Source organism: Lentilactobacillus hilgardii (genome assembly GCF_009832765.1).
In the GTDB taxonomy this organism is placed as follows: Bacteria; Bacillota; Bacilli; order Lactobacillales; family Lactobacillaceae; genus Lentilactobacillus; species Lentilactobacillus hilgardii.
In genome coordinates this window covers 735,060-748,672 of the sequence record NZ_CP047121.1, presented here as the reverse complement: position 1 = coordinate 748,672, position 13,613 = coordinate 735,060, and the positions used below count along the sequence as shown (strand labels likewise).

Sequence of the window (13,613 nt, the reverse complement as noted above, 5' to 3'; positions counted from 1 at the left end):
TACAAAAAGGTTCTTGATCGAACCTGCTTAGCATAAATCTTAAGCGGTACCACGATTGACGATTTCACCCCGCTCCCCAGCCAACTGCGAATTGGTGTCGCTCGGGATGCCAAGAATCAAGGTGGCTGTATGATTTTTGGTAAAGGATTTGGGAACTATGATCGGGAGATGCACTTGACGCTGTATTGTTCGTAAGTTGCAATTATTTTTGTGTGCCAAGTGAGCAAACAAAAATTATGTATAGTAAATATTCAAACAAAATTGTACACTAAATAAAGTAATAAAGGGGCTAAATATCAACGCCAACTTTGCAAACTTAATGAAAAGAGGAATTTAACGTGAATCAAAAACATTTTTTAAAAGCAGTGGTATTAACAACTCTAGGACTAGGATTGATGGTGGGTATAACATCCCACCTCAATCAACCTGCGGCTCTTGCGCAATCTAAAAAAGCTAAAGTTGTTTATAACATGAAAAACCCAACAATTCGTTTAAAAGTATCCAAAGGTTACATTTGGTCAAATCGATTTTTAACCCAGGCTAAGTATCATGCCAAAAATTATAAAAACGAAATGTTTTACTCCAGCCGACATGCCACAATAAAAAAGCCCAATGGTAAAGAGGCAAACTATTGGCTGATCAGTAATAAGAGCGGCAGTGTAAAAGGATGGATTTGGGACAGAAATACTAAAAGATTAGATTCCTAGTTACTAAAGCTATAAATAGCACCGGTTAGAAAAACTATGTTTATGAAAACAAACTGATTAAAATGAATATTCCAACTTTGATTTTCCCCTCACAAGGTTTCCGGCCTTAGTAAATGTCTCAAGAAGCTCTTAAAGTCGTAATATGACCATCAAGCTAATTAAGTTTCTTTTCGTCACCTTTCGTACAACATTTCGGTGTCACCGCACAAACTGCTTCTGCAAAGTCATATGCTAAGGTTACATCTAACAAAGCCTTAACTGCTGACGCTACTACTCGTAACGTTAACGTTAATGGTTCTAACGCTCTTTATACCAAAGCTGGTACTTTAAAGGGTGCTAAAGTTGTTGCTACTAAAACTACTTTAAATGGTGTTAAAGACAGCAAACAAGGTCAGAAGAACTGGCGCGTTTACCGTGTTGCTACTACTAACCGTGGCTCAGTTTACTACAAGGTCGTATCATTCGATAAGACTTACCGTGGCTGGATCTATGGTGGTAAGAGCACTTCTAACTTTGCTGGCGGTATCGCTTCATACGACACTACTAGTGCTGCTTCATCAGCTCCTGCTTCATCAGCAACCTTCACTTTGAAGACTCCTGGTACTAGCAGCTTAGCTTACAATGCACCTGCTTGGTCACAATACAAAGTAGGCCGTGCTACTGTTGATGGCAAGGTAGTTACTACTACTACACCATACTCTGGCGCTTCATTCACTGTTACTAAAGCCGTAACGACTTCTCGTGAAGGCGAAACTTGGTACCAAGTTTCTGCTGCCCCTGCTAGTTCAGCTTCAACATCAAGTGCTAACTCATCAGCTGCTTCTTCAGCATCAGCTTCCGCTGCTGCTCAATCCGCTGCCGCTCAATTGAACGGTAAGTGGATCAAGGCTTCTGATCTGCAAGCTGCTTCAAGTGCAAACCCTATCGCTGACAATGCTGTTCGAGTAAACTTGGTTGACTCAAACAATAACGTTGTTAAGTCATTCGACTTCACTAAGACTGGCGTTAAGAAGGGCGACACCCTTGGTACTCAAACTAATGGTGCTTGGACTTTAGCAAATGCCGATCAAAATGCTCTTCAAACTCAAATTAATACTGCTTTGAACGGTACTAGCTTCAATTTAACTTCATTAACTAGTGCACAACAAACTGCATTGGCCCAAGCTAAGTTTGGCGATTCAATTAATTTGACGGTTAACGCAAATGCAACTATTAGCCAAAGCCAAGTCGGTATTAACTTCGTAAATGTTGATAATAACCAACCGGTTGGGACAACCGTTGTTCGTTCGAATGTTAATTATTTGAACCAAAGCGCTTCTAACTTTATCACTAGCAATTTGCTATTAAATGCTTCTGGTACTTCAACTATTCTTCCTGATGGCTACACGGATGTTGTTTCGAACAATGGCTTAACAAATAGTCAAGCTGCAACTAATGCATCTGCCGTTGCAAACGCACAATATGGCAAGTCAATTACTTATTATGTTAAAGCAAAGCAATCAGCATACAATTACTTTGGAAATGCTACTAATTCATTAGCCGATCTCAAGTATACAACGAATGCTGATGGTACTGGTTTAGAGTCAATTACTAATGGCGGACAAACTACTGCATATTCATTTGCTACGCAGAAATCAGATACAGCAACAAATAAGAAAGCTGCATTAGCAACTGATAAGAATACTGCAGGTGGTATTGGTGATCATGTAACTGCCTCACAAGTTCAAAACGCATTGAATGATAATGGATTAAGTACCTATTACTTGATTTTGAAACCATCAGATGGTACGTATGTAACTAGTCCTTCGGAATTGGCTAACTTGAAGAATAATTCAGGCGCCGGTTCATATGTTACTATTCAAAAATTCGAGTTCCAACCTTCATGGTTAGGATCAACCCAATTAACTATTCCTGATGCAAATAGTGCTAGTGCTACTAAATCACCAGTTCCTTACAAGTTAACAACTATCAAAGCATCATTAGGAACAAATGCATTTAATGGTCAAAATAGCTTTACTGTTGATAATGTTTCAAAGGCATTTACAGATCCTGGTATGTCACAAAACTAATTTGTCACCTTGGTAATAATTTAGTTGAATTATTGCAATGACTTATAGTTATAAAAAGCTCAACTTTAGATTAATTTCTGAAGTTGAGCTTTTTAGATTTTAATACCCGCGAATAAACCACAAGCTTACCGTGTGAGGGGTGAAAAAAGTTTTAGCGTGAAAAACTGCGTTGGAAAGGAGTGCCTTGTCTATAGATAATAATCGCTTAGCACACCTAAGATAAAATTGTTAGTACCACCACATTATATTCCCCCCCAAAAAAATATCGGTGGAAAAATAGTTACGGTGAATTAAAGCAAGCTATTGGCAGGATTTTATGTTGACTGTGTGAATTGAAAGAGGTTGATAGTAGCGAGGCACACGCCATATCATATTCATATGTTAGTTAGAATTCCGCCCAAAATGTGTGTTTCGAGATTTGTGAGATATTTAAAAGAACGAAGTGCCGGTATTACGCACGAAGGACATGCCAATTTGAAATATAACTATGGTAATTGAAGCTTCTGAGTAAGCGGATACTGCATTAGCACGGTTGGTTTGAATTAAATTTACAACCAGTCTTTTCTATACAAAAAAGAGGCTACCTCAATTGCATGTAGTCCCAATAGCTGTTCTACGATTTAGCATTTTATTCTACTAATTACTTAGTATTGCTTTTTGATAACAAAACATTTTTCCATTTTTTCCAAACTTTTGGATAACTATAATTTTTAGAATCCAAGTATGAATTCTCACTTGTCCTTTGTAGGACAGTATTTTTGGTTAAAAGTGAAATAATCGTTTGAGAGTAACCATACAAATCACCAGGTTCAAGTAAGAATCCGTTAACCTTATCCTTAATGATTTCTCCTGGGCCAAAGTTCGTATCAAAAGCAACAAGTGGCAGCCCATGAGCCAATGCTTCAGCCATCGCAAGTGGAAAGGCATCTTGATGAGCGGCACTGGCAAATACTTTTGCGGAATCATAAACAGGTTGAATTTCTGGCGTATATCCAGAAATAGTAACGTTATTTTGAAGGTTCAATTGTTGAATAAGATCTTCAAGCGATTTAACAAATTCTTGATCACCGAAGCCACGAATATCTAATGTAGCATCGGGCACTTGTGGTGTAACCAATGCGAATGCTCGAATCAGATTATCAACACCTTTATCTGCACCAAGTCGCCCTACATAAAGGACCTTATTACCTGGGCGATTAGCCATAGGTACTTGCGGTTCTTTCAATTGTTTATTACTAAAGGCAACTCCAGGAATTGAAGTGATCTTAATATTTCGACCCTTGCCTTTTTGACGCTTCAATCGGATTCTTAATTGACGTGCTTGAGCATCTGTCATTGTGATTAAGCCATCCAATTTATCCAAATGTTTGAAGACTTCCTCATAGCTTGGCTCAAGCGGTGAGTTAATCAAATCTTCCGGATTAGCAGCATGAAGGATCGGGAAGAAGAGATATTTTTTGGCTTTTGTCTTCATATTAACCAGTGGAATATCCGCAACACCCGGTCGATCAGCGATGAAGGTTGTTTCATCCTTATCTTGGGTATTGATTTCATCAAGGAAGAAAGTGAATAATTCTTCCTCAGAGTTAAAGTAATAGTCATTGCCCTTATAATTAATCAAATGAATGTTGAAAATGACTTTACCCTTACGATCATCAGTGACTTCCCAGAATCTTTCCAAAGCTCTGGTACCATCTAAATGATAAAGGATTTCTGCATGTGGAGCACCGTCATAATCTAGAAATTGACTGGCTGAATGAAAACCACGTGAGTCCCATAATTCTCGATTGGCGATATTGCCAAATTCATCATAATGTTCTACCGAAGAAATTTCACCAACTCGGCTTGGTGTATGGTGAATCGTTTGGGCTAAGCGACCACCTTGATAAGCTTTTGAAACGTCACTATCATATTTCAACTGGTAACTGATCGGGATATTAAGGCCTTTGGTACTAGTCTGCTTCTCCTTAACATCAGTTGTTCCCTGGAAATAATCATACATATTTAAGATATCATCCTGCTTTAAGCCGAAATTGGCAGCGTTCAGATATTCCATAGTATCAAAATCACGGGTCACAATTTTTGCATGAAGCCGTTCATGTTTAAACAATGCTAATCGATGAAATTCCACATGTTCGACACTTGAATTAAATGCTTTAATATACTGATTTAAAAAGTAATACATGGTTACACCTCAAAACTTTCCGGAATTTGAGCATTCTTCTCTGCATCTTTAAGTAATGGTTGCCACTTTTCCCAAATGGCATCGGAAGAATAATTCCAGCTATCTTTATAAGCATTTTCACTAAATGCTTCAAGTTTCTTTGGATCTGAAAGCAGTTCGATAATCCGATCTGCTAATTGATCAACATTTCTGTTTTCAACCAAATAACCATCTTTACCATCATTAATCACATCTCGAGGCCCGTATTTAATGTCTGTGGCAACGATTGGCAAGCCGTGAGCTTGGGCTTCCACTAATGTTAGTGGTAATCCTTCTGCACGACTAGGCAAAATTAAGAGTTGGGCTTGATTGTAAACAGCACTGATATCTTTTGTATAGTCATGGAAAGTAATATCATCGTTTAAGTTCAGTCTGTTTACAAGGTCGGCAAGTGTTTTATCGTAATCACCATTACTGTATCCCCAGAAATCAAGGGTAGCATCCGGTACGGCTTTAAGCACTTTAGGCCAAGCTTCGATTAGAACATCCTGCTGCTTTTCATCAGAAAGGCGGGCAACCATAATCACAGACTTGGGCTTACGGTCTGACCATTTAACATGCGGTTGGTCTAAGATTTTTTGATCAGTAACAGCGCCTGGAATCATATAAACATTGGGCTTTGTTTTACCAAAACGTTCAGTAAAGTCTTGATATTGCCAAGGGGTTAAGGTAGCAATACCATTCCAACGACGACGATTCTCTAACATGTATTCATAATTATAGTTGAAGCTAGAGTGCATGTGGTCGGTACCGGAATTAACGTGATTATTATGTAGATACATCACGGAATAGATAGGCGTTTCCATCTTTTGAATGGAGTAATCCAACTCATAGGAACGATCACAGATGATTGTATTAGCTTCACCTGTCGAGAGGTTTAATTGATCCAGCCAAAAAGTGGTTAAATCTTCAAAAGTGGCAAAGTCGTAATCTTGTCCCTTATAATTAATCACTTCATGTAATGAAGTCTCAGTGGTACCGTCACGGCGAGGCATTGTAAATCTGCGAATGGCAACTTCGCCATTTGGTTTAAGGATTTGTTCTGAAACCAAAGTGGTATCATAAGCAAAAAATTGTTCTAATGACGCAAAACCACGGGAATCATAACGAACCATTCGAACGGGTCGACCATTAAAACCGGAGTATTGAACCCAGTCAATCTGCTTGTTTTTTACGGTCTTAGTCCCAACGATCATAACAAGCTGATCACCGACAAAAACATCGGTCTTTGTCTTATCCCTTTCAAGTTTTAGTTTTGCGCCTTTAGGTAAGGTTAGTTCTTTGATAGTCATTTTACGGCGTTTGAAATTAGTTGTTCCTTGAAAGAAGTCGAATAAGTTAACGAATTGATCTTCTGGAATACCGGCATCATCTATCACATCATGTAGATTAAGTGAAAGTGCGCGGGTAATGATTTTGGCAGGAACATGTTTTTCATTAAACAATTTCAATCGTTTAATTTCCGCATGTTCGATACCAGACTTTTTAAAGCTGATATTGTCATCGTAGAAAAAGTACATGTGTATTTACACTCCTTGTAGTGTCTTCTAATGATTGAGAAATAACACAAGATAACTATAGTTTATCATATCAAATAGCTGTAATGCGTGGTGTTTCAGCAATATTGAAAGTTGTAAAGGAAAAATAATAAACATGAAATTTTTTGCTTAACTATATAAAAAGGGTTCAGACATATTACGTCTGAACCCTTTTTAGGTTAGTGGAATAATTAGACTAACGCGTTGTGCTAGTTATGAAATATTGGTTAGTAATGGCCAAGTCTTAACCCGCTTTTGCCAGCGGCGAGTTGTTCATGAACTCGAATCGTGTGCCACAGTAACAGCGCTTCTAAGCGGCTCTCCAAGCCGGACATGGTTCGAATTCCCGGGTGTTCAAAGTGGCCCACCGTATCTAAATTATTAAAATTGGTTTCAATATGCCGACGTTGATTTTTCAAAAATCCGGTATCGACCGTTGTCTGGGCAGCCATGTTCTTGCGCAAGGGCGTCCAAAGATGAATGCCAAAGGTGGTGGCCAACCGATCTTTTAATGGTTGGCTTAAATAACCGCCATCGGCTAAGACCTGTCGCGCGGGCGCGGTTAATAAGAGTTCTTCCGCGGCTTTTCGATCATCAAGGGACGCCGGCGTCAGTTCCCAGGCCAGAAAGTAGCCTTGGTTGGCCATCACGGCATGTAACTTAAAGCCATAGTAATAGGTCTGTTTGGTGGCATTATAGCCTTTGTTGGCGAAACCGGTTAAAACCTTGGCCTGATTGCTTCGACGAGTAGCTGCCAAAGTAATCGGCGCACTATCAATGATTTCATAGGTAACGGGTGGGACCCACTGTCTCAATAAAGTGACCCGCATGAATTTCATTATTAATACTAAATCTCGACAACGCCGGTTATACCGGGAGCGTTCAGGGACAGTAATTCCCCAGCTAACCAATTTTTGATGAAAATAGGTTTCGGAACCGTCCCGTTCTTCAATCCGCATTAACATGCAGGCCAGGATAATGACATCATCGGCTTTCAGCTGGCGGTAATTTGGCCGGAAACGAATAGCCGGATTAATGGTTTCATAAATCGGTTCAATAATTTCGATAAAATGTTGAAATTTAGCTTGAATTGGATTGGTTTTTACGATAACTTTGAGGAGGCCTCGCATAACAGTTCCTTCTTTCTGGTTTAGTCACCTAAGAAGTTACCGCGTATGCGGGGCTTTGGGTTGCTTAAAGCTCAAAAAACTAATTCAATTGTTACGAATGTGACACAACTAGCACAACGCGTTAGACTAACAAAATTAATCGTTTAATTAAAATTGAGTTGTCCAGTTAGTTTGACCCAAATCACCATGAGTAGGTGTTGAGTTAACGGCTCCACTGTATTGAGCTTTTTGAACAGTGTAATGAGCATAGATAGTATTTGCTGCATCCTGTGTACCATCAGCGTTAATCTTCAAAGTGATTGTTGTATCACTTGTGTTAGCACCGTTATTATGGTTTACAGTAGTGAGAGTAGCCTTGAATCCATTTTGAGCTGTGTCGATGTTACCTTGGTTTCCGGCACCACCACCATTAGCAAAGTAGAATGAATCGAGATTACCAGCCTTTAAAGCAGCCTTGAAATCGGCGGCTGATAAGCTTCCACCATTAGCAACCTTAGTCTGTAATTGAGCAGCAAAGGCAGCTTTTGCATTAGCATAGAATTGTGAATTCAAAACAACGTGTGTAGCTGGATCACCAACGGCACCAGTATGTCCATTAGTTCCAGCATAGTTTGCCAATGTGTCTGCTTGTAACAAGTTGTTGTCATCACCAAATTGTAATTTGTCAAAGATTTGACCGATTTGAGTGCTGGTCAATGTTGCAGCTCGACTTACAGGAATGTTAAATGACTCACCATATTTTGCGGTTTGCAATGATTTGTATAATGCTGAAGTTGCTGTTGGAACGTTAACGGCGTAACCGGCTGGTGCAACTTGAACAAATTGCCATGCATTTCCATTTGTCATATCAACTGCTTGACCATTAACAACACCAGTTGGTGCCCAATAAGTTGACTTAACTAATGCTCCAGTTGAAGCATCAACATAGTTAAGAGTTACAGCACGTGTTACATCAACGTTAGTTGTAGTAGCATTAGCAGTCAAGTTAACAGAAGCACCGAACTTAGCTTGGGCTAAAGCACTAACTTGAGCAGGTGTTAATGTAGTAATACTGTAGTTAGTACCAGCAAGTGCTTTGTTGATTTGGTCTTGGATGTTGCTTTGATCAGTTTGATCAAGAGTCCAAGTACCATTGAATTGTGATCCTAAAGTATCACCCTTCTTAACACCGTTCTTGGCATAATCAAATGTTTTAACAACATTATTTGAGGCATCTACTAAGTTAACACGGATTGCGTTATCAGCAATTGGGTTAGTTGGTGTAGAAGAGCTAGCACTAGTACTTTGCAGATCAGAAGCCTTGATCCACTTACCGTTCAATTGAGCGGCAGCGGATTGAGCAGCAGCGGAAGCTGATGCTGAAGAAGCAGCTGATGAGTTAGCACTTGATGTTGAAGCTGAACTAGCAGGGGCAGCAGAAACTTGGTACCAAGTTTCGCCTTCACGAGAAGTCGTTACGGCTTTAGTAACAGTGAATGAAGCGCCAGAGTATGGTGTAGTAGTAGTAACTACCTTGCCATCAACAGTAGCACGGCCTACTTTGTATTGTGACCAAGCAGGTGCATTGTAAGCTAAGCTGCTAGTACCAGGAGTCTTCAAAGTGAAGGTTGCTGATGAAGCAGGAGCTGATGAAGCAGCACTAGTAGTGTCGTATGAAGCGATACCGCCAGCAAAGTTAGAAGTGCTCTTACCACCATAGATCCAGCCACGGTAAGTCTTATCGAATGATACGACCTTGTAGTAAACTGAGCCACGGTTAGTAGTAGCAACACGGTAAACGCGCCAGTTCTTCTGACCTTGTTTGCTGTCTTTAACACCATTTAAAGTAGTTTTAGTAGCAACAACTTTAGCACCCTTTAAAGTACCAGCTTTGGTATAAAGAGCGTTAGAACCATTAACGTTAACGTTACGAGTAGTAGCGTCAGCAGTTAAGGCTTTGTTAGATGTAACCTTAGCATATGACTTTGCAGAAGCAGTTTGTGCGTTAGCAGAACCTGCAACAGCGACGAAGCCTAAAGCAGCTAAGCCTACAAATAATGATTTCTTCAAGCTTGATTTCATTATCTTGTCTCCTCCAATATATAAATTGATTTGTAGTTCACTAGGTATATGTAAACTGCAATTATCATTCTACCCCAAATCGATGAAATGAACAACCGCAATCTCATATTTTTGCTCCTAATCAACTTTACGTACATTATTCTAACGCCTTGTTTAGGGGTTCGCAACATTTACGTCCTTAATTTATATGATTGTTATATCTGAAACACTATTGTAATGAAAAGAGGGCTAAACTTATCAGTTCAGCCCTCTTCTCTTGATGCTAGTGTAATCAGTAAGAATATTTCATTTGATACATTGTGCACAAATAACTAGATTTAATTATTTACGAGTGTCGAATAATGGATCAATTTCGGTACTCTTGTATTGAGCGGCGATCGGTGTTTGGTATGGGTTTACACCATCTTTATCGAACATACCAAGTACAGAAATGGCCTGCATCTTCTTTTGGACATCTTCACCGGCTAAATTTCCGCTGGCATAGCTGATTGTCATCGTTTTTGTCTTGTCGTCTGATGATTTAAAGATTAATTCAAGTGTTCGCATAGAGTGTTTCCTCCTGAGTTTTGATAAAATTTGTTGTTAAAATCCGGTATTTCCATTAAAAAAAGATTTCTGATTATCCTAAATTATGCTTTTGGCGCTTCAACAGGTGCTTCTTCTTTAACAGGTGCATCCACGCTGACATGATCAGTGGTAGCAACCGTTGCGTCCAGCAAGTCTCCCTCAGTTAAAGAATCAATGATGCCGCCGAATTTTGTGATCATTTCTGCCGATACATCCTTCGCAACATAACTAAAGTTATGCTTAACGCCATTCTTATGATCTTTCTCAGTAAACGTGTAGGTCGCAGTTGATTTCATCCAATCTCTTTGCATTATGTGTATTCTCCTCTGTTTTAATTAACTTTGTAAGCTGTTGGCCAACCCTTACATCTATTAGTAACGAAATGAGATGGCAAAAGTGTCCCATGAAATTTCAACTTTTTTCAAATTCTTTTTTTAACCTTGTTTATAGGCGATTACCTACTTTCCTGATAATGCTTTTACGCCATCTATAAACGGTTTTTCTATTAATTCCCAAGTACAGCGCAATTTCAGTCACGTTCATCCCCAAATAATACGCACATTTCAAATATTTCAATTCGTTCATCGTACATAATCCCGATAATGTTTCAATTAATGCAACGCCATCCATTTTCTCAACGCTTTGATTAGCATCCGAAATTTCGGCCAGTGGATCATCTTCACCAGTTGTTTCATAAATATGTCCATCTGCCACACGCTGCTTATTCATATAATCAATCATCGCCCAATAGACACCCTGATAGATATACGCTAAAAACGGATCCGGCTTTTTCTCAGCATTTATCCCCTGAATATACTTATTCACAAAAGCCAGCCGCCCTTCCTGGACCATGTCGTCATATAACGGGTTGCCTTTCATCACATGTAGCCTCTTCAGCACACCGTAAATAATTAGTTCGTGATCACCGTCTAATAGAAAGTTAAATGCTTCAGTTCTGTCTCGTTGTTCTTGATAATTCATCTTGAATCTCCTCAATCAATTTGATTTGATCACAGGGCCCTGATCACAAGAAACAATGATAGATAATCCTCACCAAAACAGCTATAAGGGACTTTTTATAAGCAAGATTCTTGGATTATCAAGGATTTAAAGCGATATAGTAAAACGGTTTATGTATACTTTTTTCTGTTTTTCCTGTTTGCTTTTAAAATATTGGCTAGTGATTATGGATTAAAACAAAACTGTCTGTTATTTACCCGTTTTCAGTCACTTTTCTTGTCGGTTGATTGGCATTTTCAAGCAGAAATTGATAAAAGCTTTCTATATTGTATGGAATATTTTAATTATAAATGAAAAAGGTTTTATATAACACGATTCTCTTTTTAAGATATATTCAATGAAAATAATCATTCTTCTAGATTCTTTCAGTTATCATTTATATAATCGACATAACGATCTTACTGACTGATACATTTTAAAAATAAATGACTTTATAGAAAGGAACCCGTTTTTTATGAAAATGGCAACCGAACAAGAAGCAATTAACCTACTAACCGATTTAAAAATCAACTATCAGCGAGTGGATCACCCTGCCATTTGGACAATGGACGATCCAAACGCGCCTAAAGGATTACCGGAAGTCAAAAACCTACTGCTGAAGAAAAAGAAAAGCGATCAATTCTACCTATACTTGACCGATAACACGAAAGTCGACTTTAAATCATTAGCCGATCAATTTGGGCTTGCACACAGCCGACTGACCTTTGCCAGCGAAGATGAATTGGAAAACTTACTGGGTGTTGTTTCCGGTATGGTGACGCCACTAGCTCTCATGCACGACACCAAACATGAGGTTCAAGTGTTACTAAACAGTCGTTTGAAAAAGCTGCCCTTAATTTCTGCTCATCCCAATACCAACACGGCAACGATACTGTTAACGTGGACGGATTTACTGAAGGTGCTGGATGAAATGGACCATCACCCGATCATGGTTGACTAGACGCAAAAGCCTTGGCTCTCCGGTAAAGAGATCCAAGGCTTTTATGGTTAATCAGCTGACTCCAGTTGGTTAATATTTTTCAGTTAGCCGTCATTATTTTCCAAATGACAGTTATGTATCCGATCCAACGCAATATCACATTGTGGATCCGTAAAAGACAAGCACGAGCATAACAATATAGAAGATACCGATTAAAACGCCCCAAAAATAGTATTGACGATCCTTTGTGATTACAATTTTTGAATCATTTTTCAGAATCACAAATGGACTGCCAAGTAGGGACAATGACCAAGTAATAGTAAGTAATAAAGGCGATGATGCCGGATAGACTATCAGACAAATAATTGTGACAGTCATTAAGCCGATCATAACAAGATTTATCCATATTAATTGATCTCTGTGAAATTGCCCCTTTGTCAGGAATCTTGTAGCCAGCCATGCCAATAACGCGCTAATGATGATTAACTCAATGAAATCACTGACCATCATCAGCTCCAACAATGACCTTGGCTTTGGTTCCTGATCCGTTACATTGGGAAAAAGTCGTAACCACTCACGCGTGTTAATATGAAACGCCAGCATACCGCCAATAATAAATGTTGCCCAATAGCACAATTGTACTTTCCACTGTTTACTCATAGAAACGCCTCTAATCCTTTGTATACAAGTCTTATTGTCATAGAACTCGCCCCCCTAATCTGCTTTTTTGAATAATTCATATGGTGCCACATACCTGCTTCTCGTAATTAATCGTGCGATTACTTGAGCCAATTCAGGATTCTTTTTGTGCAGCCAATGCAGAATAATGATCAAAATACTGCTAAAGAACATTGGCATTGCATAGTCTGACGGAATCCCATCGAAGAATTCTTTGTTTTCCATATTTTCCGTCAGATTTGAGAACAGCGTCTCACTTAACGAAAATTGAAAGGCTTCTATGAATTGACGGCTTTCTTTCTGTTCAGTTAGACCTTTAAAAAGCATGAAATTATCTTGCACTGCTTTAGTTAACGAAAAAAAGACCGGATAAGCATTTTCAAAGTCGGGAGAAATTGCTGTGGCATTAATCGCTGATTTCAAATGATCATCCTGTGCTTTTTCAACGTGTGCCAACAACCTATCCTGTAAATCTTTGAAAAACGCCGGCAGATCCGAATAGTAAAGATAGAATGCGGAACGGCTGACCCCTGCCGTTTTGACAATTGCCGTAATGGACACTTGTACTGTTGGCTTTTGATTTAGAAGCTTTGAAAGAGCGGCAAACATTTTAAGCTGTGCAGGTGTTCCCGTTAATTTCACAATCAATTCACCTCTTAACTACACAATTTTAGCTTTTTTGTAGATACCAATTCAACTC

At 39.0% G+C, this 13,613-nt stretch carries 12 protein-coding genes and 2 pseudogenes; 5 read left to right on the top strand and 9 right to left on the bottom strand.

The genetic code is table 11. From position 1 onward, the window contains the following. Window positions 1–87: 87 nt before the first annotated feature. The 4 genes and pseudogenes from GQR93_RS15380 to tnpA all read left to right on the top strand — a co-directional run. Window positions 88–195 (top strand): annotated as a pseudogene (locus GQR93_RS15380) (transcriptional regulator); the annotation flags it as partial. 143 nt (window positions 196–338) lie between these two features. Beyond that, complete coding sequence (locus GQR93_RS03455) at window positions 339–707, top strand: hypothetical protein (protein ID WP_003552289.1); 369 nt, start codon at window positions 339–341, stop codon at window positions 705–707. A 587-nt stretch (window positions 708–1,294) separates the two neighbouring features. Beyond that, the gene (locus GQR93_RS15245) at window positions 1,295–2,776 is read left to right on the top strand and encodes a hypothetical protein (RefSeq protein WP_202212593.1); all 1,482 of its coding nucleotides are present in this window, start codon (window positions 1,295–1,297) and stop codon (window positions 2,774–2,776) included. Between the two features lie 260 nt (window positions 2,777–3,036). After that, window positions 3,037–3,322: pseudogene (tnpA, locus tag GQR93_RS15375) on the top strand (IS200/IS605 family transposase); the annotation flags it as partial. Window positions 3,323–3,416: 94 nt separating this feature from the next. Here tnpA and GQR93_RS03440 read toward each other — a convergent pair. From GQR93_RS03440 to GQR93_RS03410, 7 genes are all read right to left on the bottom strand, one after another. After that, entirely contained in the window at window positions 3,417–4,961 is a 1,545-nt protein-coding gene (locus GQR93_RS03440) for a glycosyltransferase (protein WP_003552283.1), read from the bottom strand. Between the two features lie 2 nt (window positions 4,962–4,963). Further along, window positions 4,964–6,520 carry a glycosyltransferase gene (locus tag GQR93_RS03435; protein WP_003552285.1) on the bottom strand — a complete coding sequence of 519 codons (1,557 nt, stop codon included), beginning with the start codon at window positions 6,518–6,520 and terminating at the stop codon, window positions 4,964–4,966. A 245-nt stretch (window positions 6,521–6,765) separates the two neighbouring features. Further along, a complete protein-coding gene (locus GQR93_RS03430; RefSeq protein ID WP_138467835.1) occupies window positions 6,766–7,668 on the bottom strand; it encodes an IS982 family transposase in 903 nt (300 codons plus the stop codon). Between the two features lie 147 nt (window positions 7,669–7,815). After that, window positions 7,816–9,729 carry a GW dipeptide domain-containing protein gene (locus tag GQR93_RS03425; protein ID WP_159298692.1) on the bottom strand — a complete coding sequence of 638 codons (1,914 nt, stop codon included), beginning with the start codon at window positions 9,727–9,729 and terminating at the stop codon, window positions 7,816–7,818. Window positions 9,730–10,050: 321 nt separating this feature from the next. Then, complete coding sequence (locus GQR93_RS03420; protein WP_003552280.1) at window positions 10,051–10,275, bottom strand: DUF2922 domain-containing protein; 225 nt, start codon at window positions 10,273–10,275, stop codon at window positions 10,051–10,053. 83 nt (window positions 10,276–10,358) lie between these two features. Beyond that, window positions 10,359–10,607 (bottom strand): DUF1659 domain-containing protein, encoded by a 249-nt coding sequence (locus GQR93_RS03415; RefSeq protein WP_003552279.1) that lies wholly within the window; start codon window positions 10,605–10,607, stop codon window positions 10,359–10,361. Window positions 10,608–10,740: 133 nt separating this feature from the next. Then, window positions 10,741–11,277 carry a sigma-70 family RNA polymerase sigma factor gene (locus GQR93_RS03410; RefSeq protein WP_003552278.1) on the bottom strand — a complete coding sequence of 179 codons (537 nt, stop codon included), beginning with the start codon at window positions 11,275–11,277 and terminating at the stop codon, window positions 10,741–10,743. 493 nt (window positions 11,278–11,770) lie between these two features. Here GQR93_RS03410 and GQR93_RS03405 point away from each other — a divergent pair, with 493 nt between their 5' ends. Continuing rightward, window positions 11,771–12,256 carry a YbaK/EbsC family protein gene (locus GQR93_RS03405; RefSeq protein ID WP_003552276.1) on the top strand — a complete coding sequence of 162 codons (486 nt, stop codon included), beginning with the start codon at window positions 11,771–11,773 and terminating at the stop codon, window positions 12,254–12,256. A gap of 135 nt (window positions 12,257–12,391) precedes the next feature. Here GQR93_RS03405 and GQR93_RS03400 read toward each other — a convergent pair whose 3' ends face one another. Then, on the bottom strand, window positions 12,392–12,895 hold the full coding sequence (locus tag GQR93_RS03400) for a hypothetical protein (protein WP_003552274.1): 504 nt from the start codon (window positions 12,893–12,895) through the stop codon (window positions 12,392–12,394). A gap of 54 nt (window positions 12,896–12,949) precedes the next feature. Then, window positions 12,950–13,555: a TetR/AcrR family transcriptional regulator gene (locus tag GQR93_RS03395; RefSeq protein WP_003552273.1), complete on the bottom strand. Its 606-nt coding sequence runs from the start codon at window positions 13,553–13,555 to the stop codon at window positions 12,950–12,952. Window positions 13,556–13,613: the final 58 nt, after the last annotated feature.

Coding starts and splice junctions, on each gene's coding strand:
- GQR93_RS03400 (WP_003552274.1), bottom strand. CDS start 12,895: ATGAGTAAACAGTGGAAAGTACAATTGTGCTATTGGGCAACATTTATT.
- GQR93_RS03440 (WP_003552283.1), bottom strand. CDS start 4,961: ATGTATTACTTTTTAAATCAGTATATTAAAGCATTTAATTCAAGTGTC.
- GQR93_RS03435 (WP_003552285.1), bottom strand. CDS start 6,520: ATGTACTTTTTCTACGATGACAATATCAGCTTTAAAAAGTCTGGTATC.
- GQR93_RS03415 (WP_003552279.1), bottom strand. CDS start 10,607: ATGCAAAGAGATTGGATGAAATCAACTGCGACCTACACGTTTACTGAG.
- GQR93_RS03420 (WP_003552280.1), bottom strand. CDS start 10,275: ATGCGAACACTTGAATTAATCTTTAAATCATCAGACGACAAGACAAAA.
- GQR93_RS03405 (WP_003552276.1), top strand. CDS start 11,771: ATGAAAATGGCAACCGAACAAGAAGCAATTAACCTACTAACCGATTTA.
- GQR93_RS03430 (WP_138467835.1), bottom strand. CDS start 7,668: ATGCGAGGCCTCCTCAAAGTTATCGTAAAAACCAATCCAATTCAAGCT.
- GQR93_RS03425 (WP_159298692.1), bottom strand. CDS start 9,729: ATGAAATCAAGCTTGAAGAAATCATTATTTGTAGGCTTAGCTGCTTTA.
- GQR93_RS03410 (WP_003552278.1), bottom strand. CDS start 11,277: ATGAATTATCAAGAACAACGAGACAGAACTGAAGCATTTAACTTTCTA.